This is a genomic window from Mesotoga sp. Brook.08.105.5.1 (genome assembly GCF_002752635.1).
GTDB lineage: Bacteria > Thermotogota > Thermotogae > Petrotogales > Kosmotogaceae > Mesotoga.
Genome location: NZ_AYTW01000005.1, coordinates 258,034 through 276,857, shown reverse-complemented (window position 1 = coordinate 276,857; position 18,824 = coordinate 258,034). Strand labels below are relative to the sequence as shown.

The 18,824-nt window shown below is 46.4% G+C and carries 21 protein-coding genes; 6 read left to right on the top strand and 15 right to left on the bottom strand.

Going from position 1 to position 18,824, the window contains the following annotated elements:
* Both V512_RS03180 and V512_RS03175 read right to left on the bottom strand, forming a co-directional pair.
* Positions 1-632, bottom strand: a 632-nt coding sequence (locus tag V512_RS03180; protein ID WP_133117310.1) for an S-adenosylmethionine:tRNA ribosyltransferase-isomerase, incomplete at its 3' end; no start/stop codon positions are given.
* Entirely contained in the window at positions 613-1,665 is a 1,053-nt protein-coding gene (locus V512_RS03175) for a ribonuclease (RefSeq protein ID WP_243392225.1), read from the bottom strand. The genes V512_RS03175 and V512_RS03180, both read right to left, overlap by 20 nt.
* Before the next feature lie 62 nt (positions 1,666-1,727).
* Here V512_RS03175 and rpmE point away from each other — a divergent pair, with 62 nt between their 5' ends.
* From rpmE to glgP, 3 genes are all read left to right on the top strand, one after another.
* Entirely contained in the window at positions 1,728-1,937 is a 210-nt protein-coding gene (gene rpmE / locus V512_RS03170) for a 50S ribosomal protein L31 (protein ID WP_099829009.1), read from the top strand.
* A gap of 50 nt (positions 1,938-1,987) precedes the next feature.
* Positions 1,988-2,356 (top strand): S1 RNA-binding domain-containing protein, encoded by a 369-nt coding sequence (locus V512_RS03165; protein ID WP_099829008.1) that lies wholly within the window; start codon positions 1,988-1,990, stop codon positions 2,354-2,356.
* A gap of 155 nt (positions 2,357-2,511) precedes the next feature.
* Complete coding sequence (gene glgP / locus V512_RS03160) at positions 2,512-5,079, top strand: alpha-glucan family phosphorylase (RefSeq protein ID WP_099829007.1); 2,568 nt, start codon at positions 2,512-2,514, stop codon at positions 5,077-5,079.
* Between the two features lie 28 nt (positions 5,080-5,107).
* Here the strand turns inward: glgP and V512_RS03155 are convergent, their stop codons facing one another.
* From V512_RS03155 to V512_RS03120, 8 genes are read right to left on the bottom strand one after another with little or no spacing between them, the layout of a single operon-like run.
* On the bottom strand, positions 5,108-5,437 hold the full coding sequence (locus tag V512_RS03155) for a hypothetical protein (protein WP_099829006.1): 330 nt from the start codon (positions 5,435-5,437) through the stop codon (positions 5,108-5,110).
* Between the two features lie 7 nt (positions 5,438-5,444).
* Positions 5,445-6,239 carry a DUF72 domain-containing protein gene (locus V512_RS03150; protein ID WP_099829005.1) on the bottom strand — a complete coding sequence of 265 codons (795 nt, stop codon included), beginning with the start codon at positions 6,237-6,239 and terminating at the stop codon, positions 5,445-5,447.
* Positions 6,239-6,832 (bottom strand): phosphate propanoyltransferase, encoded by a 594-nt coding sequence (locus tag V512_RS03145; protein WP_099829004.1) that lies wholly within the window; start codon positions 6,830-6,832, stop codon positions 6,239-6,241. The genes V512_RS03150 and V512_RS03145 overlap by 1 nt, the downstream gene beginning before the upstream one ends.
* Positions 6,833-6,846: 14 nt before the next feature.
* Positions 6,847-7,953: a GTPase gene (locus V512_RS03140; RefSeq protein ID WP_099829003.1), complete on the bottom strand. Its 1,107-nt coding sequence runs from the start codon at positions 7,951-7,953 to the stop codon at positions 6,847-6,849.
* A complete protein-coding gene (locus tag V512_RS03135; RefSeq protein WP_099829002.1) occupies positions 7,950-9,002 on the bottom strand; it encodes a YqeG family HAD IIIA-type phosphatase in 1,053 nt (350 codons plus the stop codon). Before V512_RS03135 ends, V512_RS03140 begins: the two co-directional genes overlap by 4 nt.
* Complete coding sequence (locus V512_RS03130; protein ID WP_099829001.1) at positions 8,980-9,222, bottom strand: DUF4911 domain-containing protein; 243 nt, start codon at positions 9,220-9,222, stop codon at positions 8,980-8,982. The genes V512_RS03135 and V512_RS03130 overlap by 23 nt, the downstream gene beginning before the upstream one ends.
* A 9-nt stretch (positions 9,223-9,231) precedes the next feature.
* A complete protein-coding gene (locus tag V512_RS03125; protein WP_099829000.1) occupies positions 9,232-10,518 on the bottom strand; it encodes a PhoH family protein in 1,287 nt (428 codons plus the stop codon).
* Between the two features lie 2 nt (positions 10,519-10,520).
* On the bottom strand, positions 10,521-11,078 hold the full coding sequence (locus V512_RS03120) for a 3'-5' exonuclease (RefSeq protein WP_099828999.1): 558 nt from the start codon (positions 11,076-11,078) through the stop codon (positions 10,521-10,523).
* 86 nt (positions 11,079-11,164) lie between these two features.
* Between V512_RS03120 and V512_RS03115 the strand changes: the two genes are divergently transcribed.
* Positions 11,165-11,473, top strand: a complete 309-nt coding sequence (locus V512_RS03115; RefSeq protein ID WP_099828998.1) for a polyhydroxyalkanoic acid system family protein — start codon at positions 11,165-11,167, stop codon at positions 11,471-11,473.
* Between the two features lie 3 nt (positions 11,474-11,476).
* On the top strand, positions 11,477-12,229 hold the full coding sequence (locus V512_RS03110; RefSeq protein WP_099828997.1) for a histidinol-phosphatase HisJ family protein: 753 nt from the start codon (positions 11,477-11,479) through the stop codon (positions 12,227-12,229).
* Between the two features lie 3 nt (positions 12,230-12,232).
* Here the strand turns inward: V512_RS03110 and murJ are convergent, their stop codons facing one another.
* Positions 12,233-13,741 (bottom strand): murein biosynthesis integral membrane protein MurJ, encoded by a 1,509-nt coding sequence (murJ, locus tag V512_RS03105; protein WP_099828996.1) that lies wholly within the window; start codon positions 13,739-13,741, stop codon positions 12,233-12,235.
* A gap of 154 nt (positions 13,742-13,895) precedes the next feature.
* On the opposite strand from murJ, the gene wecB reads away from it, so the two are divergent.
* Positions 13,896-15,002, top strand: coding sequence for a UDP-N-acetylglucosamine 2-epimerase (non-hydrolyzing) (gene wecB / locus V512_RS03100; RefSeq protein ID WP_099828995.1), 1,107 nt, complete (start codon positions 13,896-13,898; stop codon positions 15,000-15,002).
* A 254-nt stretch (positions 15,003-15,256) separates the two neighbouring features.
* On the opposite strand, the gene V512_RS03095 is transcribed toward wecB, so the two are convergent.
* The 4 genes from V512_RS03095 to V512_RS03080 all read right to left on the bottom strand — a co-directional run bounded on the left by V512_RS03095 (position 15,257) and on the right by V512_RS03080 (position 18,788).
* Positions 15,257-15,955, bottom strand: a complete 699-nt coding sequence (locus V512_RS03095) for a DUF2461 domain-containing protein (RefSeq protein WP_099828994.1) — start codon at positions 15,953-15,955, stop codon at positions 15,257-15,259.
* Complete coding sequence (locus V512_RS03090) at positions 15,952-16,704, bottom strand: PHP domain-containing protein (RefSeq protein ID WP_099828993.1); 753 nt, start codon at positions 16,702-16,704, stop codon at positions 15,952-15,954. The genes V512_RS03095 and V512_RS03090 overlap by 4 nt, the downstream gene beginning before the upstream one ends.
* 29 nt (positions 16,705-16,733) lie before the next feature.
* On the bottom strand, positions 16,734-17,633 hold the full coding sequence (locus V512_RS03085; RefSeq protein ID WP_099828992.1) for a tyrosine-type recombinase/integrase: 900 nt from the start codon (positions 17,631-17,633) through the stop codon (positions 16,734-16,736).
* A 213-nt stretch (positions 17,634-17,846) separates the two neighbouring features.
* Positions 17,847-18,788, bottom strand: a complete 942-nt coding sequence (locus tag V512_RS03080; RefSeq protein WP_099828991.1) for a hypothetical protein — start codon at positions 18,786-18,788, stop codon at positions 17,847-17,849.
* Positions 18,789-18,824: the final 36 nt, after the last annotated feature.

Sequence of the window (18,824 nt, the reverse complement as noted above, 5' to 3'; positions counted from 1 at the left end):
GATTTCACCGGCCTGAATGTTCCTATTCCAACGTGAAGCGTGATGTACTCGATAGCAACTCCTTTGCTCTCAATGGATCCGAGAAGCTCATCCGTGAAGTGAAGCCCTGCGGTAGGGGCAGCGACTGAGCCCTCTCTCTGCGAATACACAGTCTGATAAGACTCGGGATTATCCGGATACTTGTGAATATACGGAGGAATCGCAAGAAGACCGGCTTCTTTTATCTCTTCATCGGCAGCTCCATGGAAGTCAAGGACCCTGCTAGAGTCTTCACAGTGTTCTACGACCTTACAAGAGATGCTTCTGAAGATAAGCTCATTTCCCAGCTTGATCTTGGAACCAGGTCTCACTATCGCTTTCCAGAGGCCTGAGCCCAGTTTTTCTATCAAGAGGGCTTCCACACTGGCACCTGTTTCCTTTCTACCTATTAGTCTCGCCGGGACGACCCGACTGTTGTTCAACACCAGAACATCACCCGGACGAAGGAGTTCAGTGATTTCTGAGAAGACTCTGTGTTCAAATAGGCCTGTCTCCCTGTTGATCACCAGCAGTCGAGAGCTGTCTCTCGGATCAGCGGGTTCCTGAGCAATCAATTCTTGTGGAAGATCGTAATCAAAGTCTGAGACTTTCATCTATGTCCTCCGGCCGCACTATCTTTATATCATCAACCAAATGATCCAGGAATCTATCGTAGGTGACAACCACTGAGTTGTTCTCTCTCGCGAGGAAGATTATCCTATCATCAGCAGGTGAATAGGTCTCAACTTGTGGCAACGAGAGCAGTCTGTTAAGGCTTTCCTGCTGGAAACCGCCGAGAGTATACCTGATGTTGGCATCAAAGACGATCCTGTAAGGGAACAAGGCGATTCTACAAAACGACATTCTAAGGAAGAGGTTATCGATTCTGTTAAGATCGGCATGTTCGCTCTTCGAGAATACTATATTGCTTCCATCTACAACTACCGATCTTGCATGACTAGATAAGAGGACCGTTTTCACATACGGATGCGTGAACTTTAGATTCGCCAGTCCTCTCCTCTCCTGTCTGGACAGATTGGAAATCGCCCCTCTCAACAGCTCGAGTTCAGTGATGTTAGTATACACCGCTTGGCCAACTCTGTAAGCAAGATCGGGTTTCTGGGCCAAATCGTCTCTCTCGTACAGTAGCGCTGCCTCAAGCATGACGAAGTTCTGGATTCCATGTCTGCCGATTGACTTACAGAAGGAAAGCCATTCTTTATAGTCGTCTACCGATTTGATTTCCTTTATGATAGGGCCGGTAACGGGCGGGTTATTTCTGGGATCGATCAAGAAAAGCAAATGACCGATACTGGCCAGAGAAGCTTTCGACAGAGACGAAACATAATCGACCCTTTCTTCAGGTGATTTGTCTCGTTCTCTAAGGATGTCTATTGAAAACTCCATCTCTTCATAAGAGAGAGAGCTCAGATCGGGAATCCGTTTTCTTACCTTTGCAATTGCTGCACTACTCACAGGGTTCTTCTTAAGGTGACTAGACAGTCTTTCGATGTGTTCCTTTCTTTTGCTATAATAAGTATAGAAGCCCTGAGAAGAGGCCGACTGTTTGAGTCTACTCAAAACATCTGTAATCATCACTATTCTCCATTCTACGACAGCTTTCAGCCATAAGTAAGTCTTTGACACGCTTTCCTCTCTATGATATAATGAGTTTTGTGCAAATTACAACATGAAGAGGTGAAGCCCCGATGAAAAAAGAAATGCACCCTGAGATGAAGCTGATTACCGTAAAGTGTACCTGTGGCGCAGAACACAAATTCTTCTCGACAAAGGACAACATAAAGATTGACCTTTGTTCCAGCTGCCACCCCTTCTTCCGTGGAGATGCATCTTCAATGATTCTCGACACTGAAGGAAGAGTACAGAAGTTCAGAAACAAATACGGAGACAATTACTGAGTCTGCGCTCTGCGCTCTCTCAAGTATATAGTCAATTGGAGGTTAGTCATGTGAGTGTGAAAGTGGGTACCGTTGTTGAGGGAAGTGTAACTTCTGTCAAGAAATTCGGAGCGTACGTAAATCTTGAAAGCGGTGAGGAAGGGTTCATTCATATTTCCAAAGTGGCAAGAGAGTACGTGAAGAACATTGAAGACTATCTCAAAGTCGGTCAGAAAGTGGAAGCAAAGGTTCTTGGGACGACGAAGGACGGAAAGTGGGAACTGTCAATCAAAGATCTCAAGGCCAAGGGTTCAGAAGAAGGAACGACAAGTCAGGACTTCGAAAAGAAATTGGCCAAGTTCATGAGAGATAGCGGCGAGAAGATATCTGCCTTTAAGAGAAGACTCGACAAGAAAAGAGGTATCCGTAAAAGGCCATAATGCAGAATAGTCCAACAGATATAAAAAGGGAGCAGTGCTCCCTTTTTTGTTTGGCATACCGACCAGTAACAATGAGCAAGAGCACAATAAAAGAGCAAGATCGTTCCTAACAAGGTATAATTGGACATAACACCAGAATTTAGGAGGGTATATTGATGTACTTCCTTGAAAAGGTTATGGCGGTACCGAGACTGCCGGAAAAACTGAATAGACTCGAAGAGATTGCGAGAAACCTTTGGTGGAGCTGGAATTACCCTGCTCAGCAAATGTTCAGATACATGGATCCTGAGATGTGGTATCAGGAGAAGAGAAGTCCGGTGCGTTTGCTTCGTAGGGTCAGCCAGAACAGGCTTTATGAACTCTCTGAAGACAAAGACTTCGCGGAAATGTACGAAAGCGTAGTAAGGCAATTCGATGAGTATATTGCTGGAAAGGACACCTGGCTTGAAAGGGCCCATGGTGAGCGAAAGAATCAGTGTATAGCGTACTTCTGTGCGGAGTATGGCTTTCATGAATCCTTTCCAATCTATTCGGGCGGCCTTGGAATCCTAGCCGGTGATCATCTTAAGACAGCAAGCGATCTAGGACTTAACTTCGTCGCAGTCGGCCTTCTGTACAGGAATGGATACTTCGAGCAGATGATAGATGAATCTGGATGGCAGCAGAATATGTATCATTCCTATGAGTTTGAAGACTTCCCGGTAATTCCTGCGCTGGACGCTTCCGGTGATGAAGTATTCGTGAATGTTGATTTTCCCGAAAGAAAAGTATGGGCTAAGATATGGAAGGCAGCCATAGGCAGAACGTCGCTTTATCTTCTCGACACCGATATCCCTCAGAACGAGCCCGATGATAGAAAGATCACGGCTACTCTGTATGGTGGAGATCGCGAGATGAGAATAAAGCAGGAAATACTGTTAGGCATCGGTGGAGTTAGAGCCCTGAGAATGCTCGGATACTCTCCAAAAGTCTGGCATATGAATGAGGGTCACGCCGCCTTTTTGTCGGTCGAAAGAATAAGAGAGCTCGTCCAGAAAGACTCAATGGATTTCTCGACGGCTTCTATGATTGTCAAGACGAGCAGTGTCTTCACAACTCACACACCGGTCCCTGCAGGCAATGATACGTTCAGTCTTGACATGATTGACAAGTACTTCCGGGACTTCTGGAGCAAAATGAAGACCGAAAGAGACGAATTCATAGATCTAGGGATTGAAAAGCTTCCTGGCGGGGGCCAACATTTCAGCATGACCGTTCTAGCGTTGAGATTGTCTGCGCTCGCCAATGGCGTAAGCAAGCTACACGGAAGAGTGAGCAGAAACCTGTGGAACCACATATATCCGGATTTGCCCGCAGTTGAGGTTCCAATAACCCACGTGACGAACGGTGTCCATATCTGGACGTGGCTCAATCCTAACCTCGTCGAGTTGCTCGACAAGTACCTGCCTGAAGGCTGGCATGAAAAGGTATACGACCCAGAGGTGTGGGAAGGGGTCGATAGCATTCCCGAAAAAGAGATTTGGGAGCTTCACATGTCCCTCAAGTCAAGGGCAAGAGGATTTCTTCAGGGCAGGCTTAAGAAACAGAGAATGAGACTAGGAGAGACGATAGAAGATCTTCTGGAAGTAGAGGAAGCCCTTCCCGAAAATGTGCTCACAGTTGGTTTTGCCAGGAGATTTGCTACATACAAGCGCGCAACTCTTATCTTTAAGGACATCAACAGATTGAAATCAATAATCACTAACTCTGAAAGACCTGTCCAGTTTGTCTTTGCCGGAAAGGCCCATCCTGCAGACGATCCCGGCAAGGAGCTTATAAGAAAGCTTTATGAGATTTCCAGAACCCCCGAGTTCAAGAGCAGAGTAATCATCGTCGAGAACTACGACATGAATATCGCAAGGCATCTTGTCAGCGGGGTTGACATTTGGCTCAATACGCCGAGGAGACCGCACGAAGCCAGCGGAACGAGCGGTGAGAAGGCCGGCATGAACGGCGTTTTAAATTTCAGCGTACTCGATGGCTGGTGGGTTGAAGGCTTCAACGGGGAAAACGGCTGGGCCATAGGAGACAACAGAGACTACAAGGACCATGAGCTCCAGGACAGAATAGACTCGGTCTCGATATATAGCACTCTGGAGAAGGAGATAATACCTCTCTATTACTCAAGAGACAAAGACGGTGTTGCAAGACAATGGGCGAAAAGAATGAAGAACTCCATAAAGGAGATTGGGAGTAGATTCAATACTCACAGGATGGTCATTGACTATGCGAACGATCTGTATTTCCCCGCTGCAGATCTTTCTGAAGAGGCTGAAAGAGATGGCTTCAAACTCGCCAAGAGCGCAGCCGTGTGGAAAGACAAGTTCAGTTCCAGCTGGAACGCCATAAGGATCAAACCTAACGTGCAGGGAGAATCCTCAGCCAAGTCAGTGAAGGTAGGTCAGGAGATATCTCTATCGGCAAATATCTATCTGGGCACACTCGATCCCTCTGAAGTTCTCGTCGAGATCTTCGTAGCAAAGATGAACGAAGAAGGAGAGCTGGACAGTTTCAGTCTGTACCCTATGAAGCTCGTTAAGGAAGACGTTCATGGAGAATACGTTTACGGAGGAAAGTTCACAGTATCCGAAGAGGGCGATCTGGCCTATACCGTAAGGGTAATTCCAAACCCTGACAAGCTGCCTGACAGATACTTCATACCTGCTGCGAAATGGATTGTATGAAAAAACCCGCCGCCTTTAAGGCGGGTTTTTAATTATTCATAGAGAAATCTGTCAAAGTTCTCTCGAACTCTCCAGAAGAAATCGCTCCCCATAGCAGCGACTTGTACAGACCGGGAACGGTCATGATGGCTCTAAGTTCTTCATCAAGGAAGACTCTCTTCCTGGGGTCGTATTCACCGTCCAGAATGGTCTCTGTCGACTCTGAACCCGAAGAAATAATGCCGACAACCGCATTGTAGACTTCGGCAATCTCTGCTTCTCTTAGTCCCAGCTTTTGGAGCTGTTCGTAAATCTCGTGGCTTTCATTTCCCTCAGCTATCATCCTCAAAACAACATTTATATAATCAGGAAACGTCATCGTCTATTCAGGCACCTCCTAGCATTTCTCTCAATTGAAGAGCGTTATGAATTGCCCTACCCATGTAGCAGTTGTTAAAGAACACATAGACGGGCATATCACGTTTATGAAATTCTAGCACATCGAGGGCAAAACTTCTCAGATCAACTTCCGAATAATCGTAGTTGTATCTTTCGCTTCCGCTACTTCTGAACCAGTTCGAGTTTCTGCCGTGGAACCTGAAATAAGCACCTTTGGCACCGGCGCTGGGGATATAAGGAAACAACTCGCCGATAGATGGTTCATCGACCGTGACGGGTATTCCGCCAATCCTCTCCAGAGCTTCAAAAGTGGCCTTGTTCGCCCAACTATCGTGTCTGAACTCGAAAGCGAGAAGATTACTCTCTGGATCGAAAGAGTCGGCAACCTCTTCAAGATACATCACGTTTCCTTCATTGAATTTGAAAGACCACGGGAACTGAAAGAGAGTCGGACCCAATTTGCCCTCTTCTCTCATTGGAAGTAAAGCACTAAAGAACTCACTTGAGACTTCCCTTAGGCCCCTTGAATCACCCTTCCATAATTCATGAGTCACCCGGCCAGGCGCCTTCACAGAAAAAGTCATCTCCCCTGGAATCTTCCGTAAAATGCCTGTTATCGTCTTCAGCGATGGCATCCTGTAGTATGTGAAATTCAGTTCAACAGAATTGAACTTCCAGACAGAGTGATAATACCTGAGCATCTGGGAAGAGCTTATTCCTTCGGGGTAAGCAGTTCCTACCCAGTCGGGAAATGAGTATCCGCTCGTTCCCAAGTAGATCACTATAGCTCCTCTATTATGTATACAGGATCGTTGTTGTTAATTATTGCAGCGTTGGCCTCGTCAACATCGACATGGAATTCAAGCGCATAGCTGGAATGTACTCTGACTAGAACATCGTCGAAGATTACCCTTCTAGTCCCTGCACCTTCCGCGTAAACCATAACGATATCCTTGTCTTTCACACCATAGACTTCTGCATCCTCAGGAGTCATGTGTATGTGTCTTTTTGCCAGCATCACTCCTGAGTTCAGTACAACCGTTCCCTTTGGTCCTACAATCGTGAGACCGGCAGTCCCGGCATGGTCGCCAGAATCCTTTATCGGGGGTTTGATCCCCAGAGAGAAGGCATCGGTTCTGGATACTTCTATTTGTGTTGCCTTTCTTGCAGGCCCCAGTACCCTCACTCCTGTTATTGCTCCCTTTGGACCGACAAGGATCACTTTTTCGTCACATGCAAACTGTCCGGGTTGACCCAGATCCTTTATTGGAGTGAGCTGATGACCACTTCCAAAGAGTCTACCGATGTCTTCCTCACTCAGATGCAAATGCCGATTCGAAACTCCAGCTTTAATCGCAGGTTGCTTAAGCTTCACAAAAACACCTCCAGTTATCTATTTTTCTTGAACTTCTTAGGACCCACGAGTCCTTTTCTCACTTTCAGAGCTACGTTCTTAGGCCTGGTTAGAACTATTGTAAGTGGACCTTTAGCTACGTTTATCCACCCCAGGCCGCATATGTGAAGCTCCTGACCGGTACGAAGCCTGAATTCCTTAGCCTCCCATCTATACTTACCTCTTTTCGATCTATCAAAGGGAGGTCTCAGTATATCGCCGAACCAACTATCCCATTCTTTGGCAGCGGTGTTCGGGTTAGTTTCATGCACCGAGACGCTCTCCGGGACAAAAGTATGAAATATCCCGACTGGATCGCTCTGATTTTTCGCGTCTATCTTCACGAATCCGCCAAGGAAAACCGTTCGAACATCATGAAATTGAAAAGTAGATTTTTTGAGTCTTTTTCTGGCAAGAAGCCTGCTCTGATCCTCGGTACTCATCAAATCCGTCAGCCTGTCGTTCGTGAAAATCCCGGGAGTATCGTAAACAATCACAGCTGAGTTTTTCAGAGTCTTCGAAGCTACCTCTACAGTTGTTCCGGGGAAACGACTCACTATTATCTCTTCTGAACGCATGAGCCCATTCAGAAGAGAGGACTTTCCAACATTAGTCACTCCTATCGAGACAAACTCCTCCGCTGCGGACTTCAGATAGGCGTAAAGCGAATTCAGTCCGTACTTGCCCAGTACAGAGACGGGTCTCACTCTGATCACAGGCTCTTTGATAATGTCCGACGCCCACTCCCTTATCTCTTCAACCTTCACCTCTTTGGGAAGGAGATCTATCTTGTTTAAAACATAGTGAACGGAATGGTTCTTGAGTAGTTGAGAAATATCCTTCCTGTAGGTGCCGTCAAAATCGGAGATATCGATTACGTAAATCACTTCTCGCGCAAGCTTCAGGTACTCTTTAAGGTTATCGAGTGTATGTGACACGGAATCGTTCTCAGGCAAAGAACTATAGTGCTTTATCAAGAAACACCTTCGGCACATTATCTCCTTGCCAGCCTGGAGCCTTGATTCCAAAACCGATTCAGGTAGGTATCCCAGTTCTTCCGGGTCTTCATGCTGTAGTTCCACACCACATCCGCTACATCTCATCTATCAAGCGCCTCCACCTCTGGATGCTTTTTCATTTTGCTTAGAAGAAGACCTTCAACCATTCTTACAAGCTTCGTCCAGAAGAATTCTCTCTCCGAAATAGGTTCGACCTTTATTGTGTACGCCCCTAGAAGATTACCCATAATCATATCTGTGAAGAGCTGGTCTCCCACTACCACTGTCTTGAATGATGGAATATCAGAGTCCTTAAGCACTCGTTTGGCTTTGAATGTCAGAGGCTTTCTAGCTCGGCTGATTACCCTTATTGAATCCAGCTCATCATTGATTCTGCCGAGCCTGCCCGGCTTGCCATTTGAAATTAGAACGACCTCCATACCCAGTCTTTCCACTCTGCTGAGAAGCAACCGTTTCTCCTTCGAGACCGAGCTTGCTCCCCAGGGCTCAAGGGTATTGTCGAAATCGAAGATCACAAGTTTATAACCGGACTCCTTCAACGCATCAAAATCAATGTCCATAACGCCTTCGGCAAACAAATGAGGCGTGGCCAGCCTTCCCGTTCTGAAGATCCAGCCAATACTGAAGAAGAAGACAAAATAAGCTGCAATCGTCATCTTCCCCAGAAGCCTCTTATACCACTTCTGGCTAATATCGACCAGTGGTGCCACCAAGATCGAATACATCCCCATTCTGTTCCCCGCAATAATATCTGTGAAGAAAAGGTCTCCTATTATTACCGTCTTCTCAGGCCGCGACTTCATATCGCTCAGAACCTTCCGGAGTTCCTTGGTACCGGGCTTTCTCATCGAGTGATAAATCCTGAGTTTTTCTCCAAAGAGGTCTCTTAGGTTCCTCACTCTGGATTGCGGACCGTTTGTGACAACAGCGACCTTCATCCCGGCAGCTATGAGATCGTCGATTACCGACTTATTCCTCATATCGAATGGCTCTCTCCAGACTGCTATCGTGTTGTCGTAGTCAAAGAGAATGGTGTTGTAACCTAGCCTCCGGAGCTTGTCGTAGTCTATCTTCCTCACATTCTCGGCTTTGTCGTTTGGTACGGCACTATCAAGTATGTCCAGGATTCGCACGAATCTCCACCACTTCCAAATCTATCCGCTTCTTGATACTCTGAAGGAAACTCTTGAGTTCCTCCAGCAGACCAGCAGGAACGATGATTTTGAGTAGACCTTCATCTGTAACATGCCTTATATTCATCAGATTGTCTTCTGCTTCTGCAATATAACACAATACGTGGATGTCTTCCGGCCTGATCCTAATAAAGAGATCATACTCCAGTGCTTCATTCATCCGACAACCTCACAGCAGCTCGGCAGCCAGACTCGCCAGTTCAGAGCGCTCACCCTTTGTTAGGGTCACGTGGCCCGCAAGCGATTTGTTTGTAAGCCTTGAGGCGGAGTAGGTCAACCCATTACTGTATGCATCAAGGTATGAATTATCAATCTGATAGGGGTCGCCGATCACGACTATCTTCGTGTTTTCGCCCACCCTCGTAATAATCGTCTTGATTTCGTGAGGCGAAAGATTCTGGGCCTCATCGATGATGAAGTATTGATTGGGAATGGACCTCCCCCTAATGTAACTTAAAACCTCTACCTGAAGTTGCTCTCCCTTCTTCATGAAGGCATTCAGGTCCATGTGGCGGTTGTTGAACAACATATAGAGATTGTCGTATATGGGAGTCATCCACGGGTTGATCTTCTCTTCCATCGAACCGGGAAGATAGCCGATGTCCTGGCCCATTGGAATGATCGGCCTTGCCACCAGGAGCCTCTCGTACTTCTTCTCATCCACTACTTTTCTCAACCCGCAGGCAAGAGAGATTAGAGTCTTTCCGGTGCCAGCCATTCCAGGTATGAACACGACCCTTACGCTATCGTCCAACAGAAGCTCCATTGCCATCATCTGCTCGCGGTTTCTCGGTTTTATGCCCCAACTGCCAGACTCCATCGATACTTCAAGAGGAACTATCTTCTTCCCGTCCGGTACAACTCTTCCGAAAATCTCTCGTCCAAAATCGACAAACTCATTCGCCCCGACAGGTTCTGGCAGTCTTCCAGTTGAGAGCTCGTCCTTATTTATGAATTCATCCCTGAGAGAAGCATCATCTACTGTCGTTATGCCTGAAAGCTTGTCGTCGATCTCTACCTTGTCATGCAAATAGTCTTCTGCTTTAAGTCCCATAATATCTGCCTTTACTCGCATGTTTATGTCTTTGCTGACTAAAATGACAGGTAGTTTCTCTACGAGATTAAGCTCCATCATGTAAAGCAGAATGGCGTTGTCTTTGTAGTCGTTTGCAGCAAAAGGCGGCAGCTTGCTCTTGAATTCGTTGAACACTGCAATACGCAGTGTACCTCCTGATTCAAGCCTTATCCCCTCTGTGAGTCTCCCTTTTGATCTTAAGGAATCGAGAAACCTGTTAACCTTCCTTGCATTCTGACCGACAGAACCTGAGTTCTTCTTCAATTTATCTATCTCTTCCAGAACGGGAAAGGGAATAATAATGTTATTGTCCTCGAAATTAATAAAGCAATACGGATCGTGAACCAGAACGTTGGTGTCGAGAATGAAATCCTTGATCAAACCTAACCCCTCCACTTCTTTTCATACTTGATCATTTCGAATACTCCGCCCAGTCTCCTAGCCAAGGCAAGGAAGACCTTCGCCGTTACCCTCGCATCGTCCATAGCTCTGTGAGTAGGAACATCTCTTATCTTCAATCTCTTGGCAATATTGGTGAGGCTGTATGGACCTTCGAAAAAAACCTCATGAGCGATGTCAATCGTGTCTATATAGTTGTTTACGAGTGGCAGCACTCCCGTTTCCTTCGATGCGATATCGAAGAAAGTCATGTCGTTCACGATGTTGTGCCCCACGAGTGTCGCCCCACCAACATAGTCGCGAAATCTTGGAAAGACCTCTGCCATAGTGGGCTCTTCCGACACATCTTCGTTCTTCAGTCCATGAATCCCTGTTATTTGCGCCGGTATCTTAACAAGTGGATTCACAAGAGACTGGAATGAGAGATTGTGCAGGATTTTGTTCCCATACACCGGGATTGCCGCTATTTCAAGAATTCTATCACCAGAGAGCGGACTGGACCCGGTGGTCTCTGTGTCAATGACTAAGTAGATCTTCTTCATTTCAAACCCTCCGTGAAAATTCTACCATGAGAACTGCTTACACTCCTGACCACTTGTTTACTATACAATTGAGTGAGGTGATCCAATTGAAAGAGCTATCAGTAACTGTAAATCATGATCTGGGCAGTGAGAACGCCAAGAAGAAGTTAATGAGAAGAATCGAAGAGCTTAAGAGTGATTATGAAGGGAAGTTCACTCTGGACTCGTCCTGGAAAGATGATTTTCTCGAGTTTCATCTGAAAGCGGCAGGGATTAAGACCGATGGCTATTTGAATGTCACTGAAAGAGAAGTATCTGTTAGTGGAACTCTTCCCGTTTCTCTAGCCGTATTCAGAGGGAAGATCGAAAAGACATTGAAGGCAGAACTTGAGAAGCTTCTAAGTGACGGTGACTGAGAATTGCCGATAGATCTTCACAATCATAGCTTGTTTTCTCCAGACAGCGCCACGCCTATAGAAGAGATCGTGAAAGAAGCCACTCGAAAAGGCTTGAAAGTGATAGGCATCTCCGATCATGACGATCTCGACTCTTCTTTCCCATTCAGCTTCAGGCTCAAGGATCCGGAGGGCTATCTGGAGAGTCTCTCCAGCCTAAAAGAGAAGTCGAACATAAAGGTTCTATCCGGACTTGAAGTAGGTCTCCAGTCATGCGCTAAGATACCGCCTGATGGAGACTTCGATTACTTCATCTATTCGGTACATGGAGTACCGGGAGTAATTGATCTTTCGGTAGAGAACCTTTGGACGCTCTACCTGGAAGAGGCTATCGAGGCGATTTCGGAAATAGAGAGGCCAGGCTTCTTCGGTCACATAGATTTTCTGAGAAGGTATATTCCAGGTCATAGACCTCTTGATAATCGAATTCTTCTGGACGAATTACTGAAAAGGCTTATTCGAGTTGGAATCGGAATAGAGATTAACACATCCGGCTGGCGGTACCCGTACAAAGAACCGAGCCCGCAGCGCTGGATCGTGGAGAGGTATGTTTCTCTTGGGGGAAGGGTCATAACTGCCGGGTCGGATTCTCACCGCAAGGAAGACGTTGGCAGCTACATACACGACGCCGTCTCTTTGCTAAAGGAGATTGGCGTAGAAGAGATCTTCTACTGTGAAAGGATGGAGTATGTTCCCATCCAGCTCCAGGAGATCTAGAGACTAACTTTCTCTTCCTCTCAGCAGATTCTTGAATTTCATTAAGTTACCAAGCCCGAGAATTCTTATAAATAGAAAGTACACTGCGGTCCCTGCAGTCAGAGTTATCAACGTTGAAATAGATCCCGTTCCAAAGACTGCCTTCCCAAAAAACATTAGTCCGGACATGACAAGAGAAGCAACGATGATTTTCAGCATGGCCGTAACCTTCGCCTTTTCATATCCGGTCCATCTGAGGAGTGCTGCCGATACGATGACTGTACCGACAATTCCCGCAATACTTGTCGCTAATGCCACACCCAAAGGTCCTATTGTAAAACCGAGCAATATATCGAGAACCACATTCACACCAACCATGATCGCAGAGATTATTGTGGGCGTCCTGGGGCTCTTCCTTGCATAATATGCCCTTGATAGAACACCGTAAGATCCATAGAAAGGTAGTCCCAGAGTGTACCCGTAAAGGAGGGTTGTGGTTAAGGCCGTATCTGCAGGAGTGAACGAACCTCTCTCAAACAGAATACGGACAATCCCTTCGCCGAGAACAAGAAGTCCCAGTGTTGAGGGGATAATCAAAAAGGCGAGAACGGTTAACGCGTCCCATAGAGAACTCCTGAATTTCTCCTTAGAACCTTCTCCGGTAAGTTTTGAAAGTTTCGGAAGCGCTACCGTGGCCACCGCGATTGCGAAGACGCCTAGAGGAAGCTGATAGAGCCGCTGGGCGTATCCAAGACTCGATACGGCTCCCCTCCCAAGCTCAGTTGACACTCTAATATCGACAAAGGAGTTGATTTCGTTGATCGCCGGGGAAATCGCAGAAAAAAGGAACAGGAGCAGGAACTCCCTGACATCGCTTTTGTTGTAGCCCGGCCTGAAGACAAAGCCCCTTGATCTTGCGGAGAGAGCGACCACGCCGAGCTGGATGACTCCTCCGACAAGAAATCCGATTGTAGGACCGACAATTGGAGTTGAGAACCTTCCTGAAAGCAAAATTCCAGCGATCGTCGAGAGATTTATGAACATTGGTGAGACTGCCGCAATGAAAAAGGCATCGAGACTGTTGAGAACACCGCAGTAGACTGCCCAAAGAGATACTAGTACAATAAACGGAAAGGAGATCCTTATAAGTTGAGAGGTCAGTTCAAGTGCTGATTGATCGAAGCCTCCGGCAAAGGCTGAGGCAACCCCGTCAGAGAATAAGCTTCCCGCTGCTGAAATCGAGCCCGAGACAATAACTACGAATATGAGAACGGTAGAAGCGAACATAAAAGCTCTCTCTCTCGAGCTCTTCAGCTTCTCGTTGAATACTGGAACGAAAGCCATCGTCATCGCTCCATCTGCAAAGATCTTTCTGAGAAAGAAGGGAATCATGATCGCAACTAAATATGCGTCGTACTGAGCCGACGTGCCGAAATAGCTGGCAAAAAGGGAGTCTCTGACGAGACCCGTAATTCTTGATAACAACGTTGCTATTGCAAAAAGAGCCGTGCTTCTGACCGTGCTAGCCGTCATAGAAACCTCCAGAGAAGATTATAATACATGGTCGAAGGATTGGATAGGAGAGAAGTCTCAGATGTCCAGTCACGAGCGAAGTTGATAACTATGATATACTGAGCATGGCTATTACGAATGATCCTAAGGAGGGAAAGCCCCAAGGCTGCTAAATATGAAAAAGGTAGCTCTGATATTCGGAACCAGACCGGAGGCAGTGAAGATGGCTCCTGTCTATCTGGCGCTGAAGAATTCCTCTCTTAGGCCTGTTGTAATTGCTACGGCCCAGCACAGAGAGATGCTCGATCAGGTTCTCTCACTCTTCGGCATAGAACCCGACTTTGATCTGAATATCATGCAACAAAGGCAGTCTCTTTCGGGCCTTACTTCCAGACTGATCGAAAAACTCGACGAGATATATTTGCAGAACAAGTTTGATGCAACGCTCGTTCAGGGTGATACCACATCTACTTTCACGGGCGCTCTGGTATCTTTCTATCATAAGATCCCAGTTGGTCATGTTGAAGCGGGGCTGAGGACCGCCAACGTTTACGATCCCTTTCCTGAAGAAGTCAACAGAAGGCTCAACGGAGTCATTTCAACGTACCACTATCCTCCAACTGAGAAATCAAAGCTTAACCTGCTTAAAGAAGGAGTGCCTGAAGAAAACATGCTTGTTACAGGCAATACTGTCATCGATGCCCTGCTGTGGGTAACAAGCAACAAGTCCAGGCTTACTTCGAGCTTCAGAGAAGCGCTTGGTGTGGAGGGTGATGACTACATTCTAGTAACCATGCACAGAAGGGAAAACTGGGGAAGACCGATGCAGGAAGTTATGAAAGCAATAAAGGATGTCCTCAACGAGTTCCCCCGGATGAAAGTTGTCTTTCCGGTTCATCTCAATCCTGCCGTCAGAGAAGTCGTCTATCCGGAGCTTGAAGAACACGACAGGGTAGTCTTGACTGATCCGCTCGATTACCTTCCCTTCATTTCTTTGATGGAGAAATCAAAGCTCATACTCACGGACTCTGGCGGAATCCAGGAAGAGGCCCCTGCTCTTGGAAAGCCGACATTGGTACTGAGGCGCACGACGGAGAGACCAGAAGCGATCGAAGCAGGTACTGCCAAGCTTGTAGGAACAAGTAGAGAAGCCGTCTTCATGGAGACAATGAGACTTCTCAGCGATTCACGGGAATATGAGCGTATGGCGAAGGCAAGAAATCCGTTCGGAGATGGTACCGCGTCAAAAAGGATCTCTGATCACCTCTGTAAAAACCTGTAGATCCATTTACCGACTGCTAATCCTCGCTTGCTTTCATCTTGAGCTCCCAGAAGTATTCGTACAGCTCCGAAAGTGAAGAGAATTTTATCTTCAGATGATCAACTAACGCTGAAGTCATTAGAGTGTCGTCTATCTCCCGGTTGGCAGCGATGTAGAAGTCTCTATATTGAAACCATTCTAGCAGCTCTATGGTATTGCGTCAAAAAGGATCTCTGATCACCTCTGTAAAAACCTGTAGATCCATTTACCGACTGCTAATCCTCGCTTGCTTTCATCTTAAGCTCCCAGAAGTATTCGTACAGCTCCGAAAGTGAAGAGAATTTTATCTTCAGATGATCAACTAAGGCTGAAGTCATTAGAATGTCGTCTATCTCCCGGTTGGCAGCGATGTAGAAGTCTCTATATTGAAACCATTCGAGCAGCTCTTCGGACACTCCTTCTCTCTTCCGTCTTCTCTTGTACTTCTCTCCGAAAACCGAGAAATCGCTCTCTCTCAGAATACGAGTCTTTTCTGTAAACCTCGATGGATTCTTCGCTATTTCTTCATGGATCTTACTCATAGTCTCTCGAGATGGGAAGTAGAATCCCATACCGTAACGGTATCTGTCGGGAAAGAGCTCAAAAAAGTATCCGGGAGAGTCCTTCCAGTCGGGCCCTGGCACCCTGAAAGTGAACCACATATTGGTTCTGTAGGGAGGCTTTCCCTTGTTGCGCCTTGCATCCCGACTTATTCTGCTTATGGTCTTTCCAACCTGAGGTCTCACTTCCATAAAGGGATCAAGCCTTTCCATGAAGGGCGCAAGTTCACTTACAAGTGCCTTGAAGGGTTCAAGCAAGCACACGCGATACCGATCACGGTTTTTATCCATCCAGGAACGGTTGTTGTTCATCCCGAGATCCATGAGAAATGAAATAGTCTCACCTGAAAATCCCATGAACTGTCTTTCGCTCATCTCGCCTCCGCAATCGAGTGGGAAACGTAACTACCTTTCTCACAGTAGAATACCTCTTTAACTCCAAGCTTACATAGAAGAGAAACGGCCTGTGAATTGTAGCTCCCCACCTGATATGCTCTATGAGAGTCAGAACCTATAGTCAGTAGACGTCCTCCGAGTTCGAGGTATCTCTCTATCACCCATGATTGAGGGGTAGGGTCTCCGATTCCGTACATCCAGCCCGAAGTATTGACTTCAAGCCCCACATGACAGGATACCAGCTTCATAAGCAGCTGATCCATCTGCGGTCCGGATCTAGGAGGCTTTGCGTAAGGAATATGCCTTCTGAGGAAATCGAGATGGCCAAGAAAACCCGGTTTCTCGATCAAATCAACTGCTAGAGTCGCCTCGCGAAGGTAGATATCCCAAGGGTCTTCAAGAGTCTTCAGATCTGGCCTTCCCGGAACCGTGTGGACTGAGTAGATGAAGAAATCCATCTCCTCAAAAGGCAAGAGAATACCCTGGGACTGAAGACCCAGTTCAAGCCCGGCAAGTATCTTGATGGGAAACTTCCCCTCAAAGCTCTTGATCTCCTTCAGATAGCCCCCCGTTTCTTCGGGCTGCAAGCAGACTTCCTGAGAGACGTAAGGGTCGAAGTGATCTGATATGCCGACGACATGAAGCCCTTTGAGTGAAGCCGACTGAATAACTTCCTCGACCGTATTCCTTCCGTCTGAAAAAATTGTATGATTGTGAATATCTATCATCATAAGGCTCCGCAATCTATACTAGCATATTAATCAGAAAGCAATTGTACAGCCGCTCTCTTTTCTCTGTCGGTTATATGCAAATATATACTAGTTGTAGAAAGATTAGCATGGCCAAGTAATTCCTGTACTGTTTTTATGCTTGCTCCTTTTTGTAGAAGTTGTGTAGCAAAACTATGTCTGAATATATGCGGAGTTACTCGTTTCTCTGGATATACAAGTTTTATTTGTGTATTCAGTACTTTTGGAATAACGTTCCTCGCCATCGGCTCCCCACGGGTCCCGATAAAGACATGATCCTCATACTCGCTGAGGGGGAAATCCTTCCTTATCTGGAGGTAATCCTTAATTATGGCAAGGACCTGATCGTTCAGAGGAACCTCCCTGTCTCTATTTCCCTTTCCGCTCAGTATTCTTACAGCTGGCGAATTACCCATCCTAAGATCACCGAGTCTTAGTTTGCATACTTCGCTGACTCTCAGTCCACAGAAGTACATCACCGCCACAATAGCCTTGTTTCTCTTGCCAAGATTGGTTTCCTTGAAAGACGATATGATCTTCATTACCTCATCATGACTTATGTAGTCGGGGATCCTGCGTCTCGTCTTAGGGTTCTTTATGAGCTCCGTAGGGACCTTGCCAACCGTACCGCTTATATAAAGAAATGTATAGAATGACCTAATAGTTGAGAGGTTCCTCGAGACGGTAGTTGCTGAAGGCCTCTTCCTGGAGTACTTCCCCTGAGAATACTCCTTCACGAAAAGTTCGATGTCTCTTCTCTTCACCTCTTTAAAATCGGTATTATGACTCTCTAGAAACAACTGAAAGTGGTGAAGATCCGAAAGATATGCTGCGATAGTATTGAATGACATATTCCTAACATATTCCATATTGTCCTTGAATCTCTCGACGGCTTCGACAAACTCCATACATACCCCCAAATTGTCATACATTATGAGTCATAATAGTCATTATGACTCATATATTGTATTATAACACAGCCCATTCTCTATACCGTGTTCTGTAAGTCTTATCAAATGCGCATTATAGAATTACATCTCGTATATTGCCCTGTAACGCATTTTTTTGACAGGATGCATCTTGTACTATCCAAACAGCAAGAAACGAGCGCTATGAGCCGTTTAACGAGCATTTGTCTGTAATGCTCTCTCAAAGCGCGCTCTGATTTCCGATATTATAGCTCTGTATTTATCTGCAAGTCTATACCTCTTTCCCTCTCGCACCACAAGCTCTTCCTTGATTCCCGAGTAGTGTTTTGAAAGAGCTCCCATTATAGCGCCCAACGCCATTGGTCCTTTGACCAGTTCGCTCTCGTTCATCTCCAGAAACTCGTTTATTTTCCCCACCAGATCGTCTCCGACCATCGGAGAATCGAGCAAGGAGAACAACATGCCAACTGTAGGAAGTTTCAATCTGTTCATAATGAAGTCTTCCAGTTCCTCTTTTGTCCACTCCTTCTGAAGAGAGACTTGCGGCTTTCGAGCGAGTTCCTTTTTGAAGGCAAGAAGCATCAGCTCCATAAACGAAGATATCCTTTTGTCGTAGTCATCGTCAGTTACAAGAATCGAGGCTACCGAACTTACAGGAAGCTCAATCTGCTCTATCATCGCGAACAACATTCCCAGGCGTCCCACAGTCACGAAGGGCCTACCCAGGTCGATAGCCTCAGGCAGTATGAGCAGCGCATTTCTGGCTACACCCTTTGCTTCTTCGAAGCTGGCGCAGATGATGGCGGCTACTCTTATCTGTATATCCTCCCCGACCTTCCAGATACCCGTGATCTTCTCTCTGCCTGAGTATTTGACGTAATCCACAGAAAAGCCGGAGATCTCGGCCAGTCTGTTGACCAGATCTGCAAACGCTCTCCCAAGACTCTCAGAATCGCCTTTGAATGTGGGGTAGGCTTCCAGCAGCCCGTCAATATCACTAATTACCATCTCCGGTGTCTTGTATTTCGAAAGGAACTCTCTAATGAACCTGCTCCTACTTGAATGCTCTCCACCTTCATCACTGAGCTTGCCAAGTATCCTCACAACATCGACAGATGCAATCTGTGCTGGCATAGTATCACCTCTTACATTATACTAACACAAAAACAA

Bases quoted from the DNA above. Each gene is read 5' to 3' on its own strand.
- rpmE (WP_099829009.1), top strand. From the start codon at position 1,728: ATGAAAAAAGAAATGCACCCTGAGATGAAGCTGATTACCGTAAAGTGT.
- glgP (WP_099829007.1), top strand. From the start codon at position 2,512: ATGTACTTCCTTGAAAAGGTTATGGCGGTACCGAGACTGCCGGAAAAA.
- V512_RS03155 (WP_099829006.1), bottom strand. From the start codon at position 5,437: ATGACGTTTCCTGATTATATAAATGTTGTTTTGAGGATGATAGCTGAG.
- V512_RS03140 (WP_099829003.1), bottom strand. From the start codon at position 7,953: ATGAGATGTAGCGGATGTGGTGTGGAACTACAGCATGAAGACCCGGAA.
- V512_RS03130 (WP_099829001.1), bottom strand. From the start codon at position 9,222: ATGAATGAAGCACTGGAGTATGATCTCTTTATTAGGATCAGGCCGGAA.
- V512_RS03120 (WP_099828999.1), bottom strand. From the start codon at position 11,078: ATGAAGAAGATCTACTTAGTCATTGACACAGAGACCACCGGGTCCAGT.
- murJ (WP_099828996.1), bottom strand. From the start codon at position 13,741: ATGACGGCTAGCACGGTCAGAAGCACGGCTCTTTTTGCAATAGCAACG.
- wecB (WP_099828995.1), top strand. From the start codon at position 13,896: ATGAAAAAGGTAGCTCTGATATTCGGAACCAGACCGGAGGCAGTGAAG.
- V512_RS03095 (WP_099828994.1), bottom strand. From the start codon at position 15,955: ATGAGCGAAAGACAGTTCATGGGATTTTCAGGTGAGACTATTTCATTT.
- V512_RS03090 (WP_099828993.1), bottom strand. From the start codon at position 16,704: ATGATAGATATTCACAATCATACAATTTTTTCAGACGGAAGGAATACG.
- V512_RS03085 (WP_099828992.1), bottom strand. From the start codon at position 17,633: ATGGAGTTTGTCGAAGCCGTCGAGAGATTCAAGGACAATATGGAATAT.
- V512_RS03080 (WP_099828991.1), bottom strand. From the start codon at position 18,788: ATGCCAGCACAGATTGCATCTGTCGATGTTGTGAGGATACTTGGCAAG.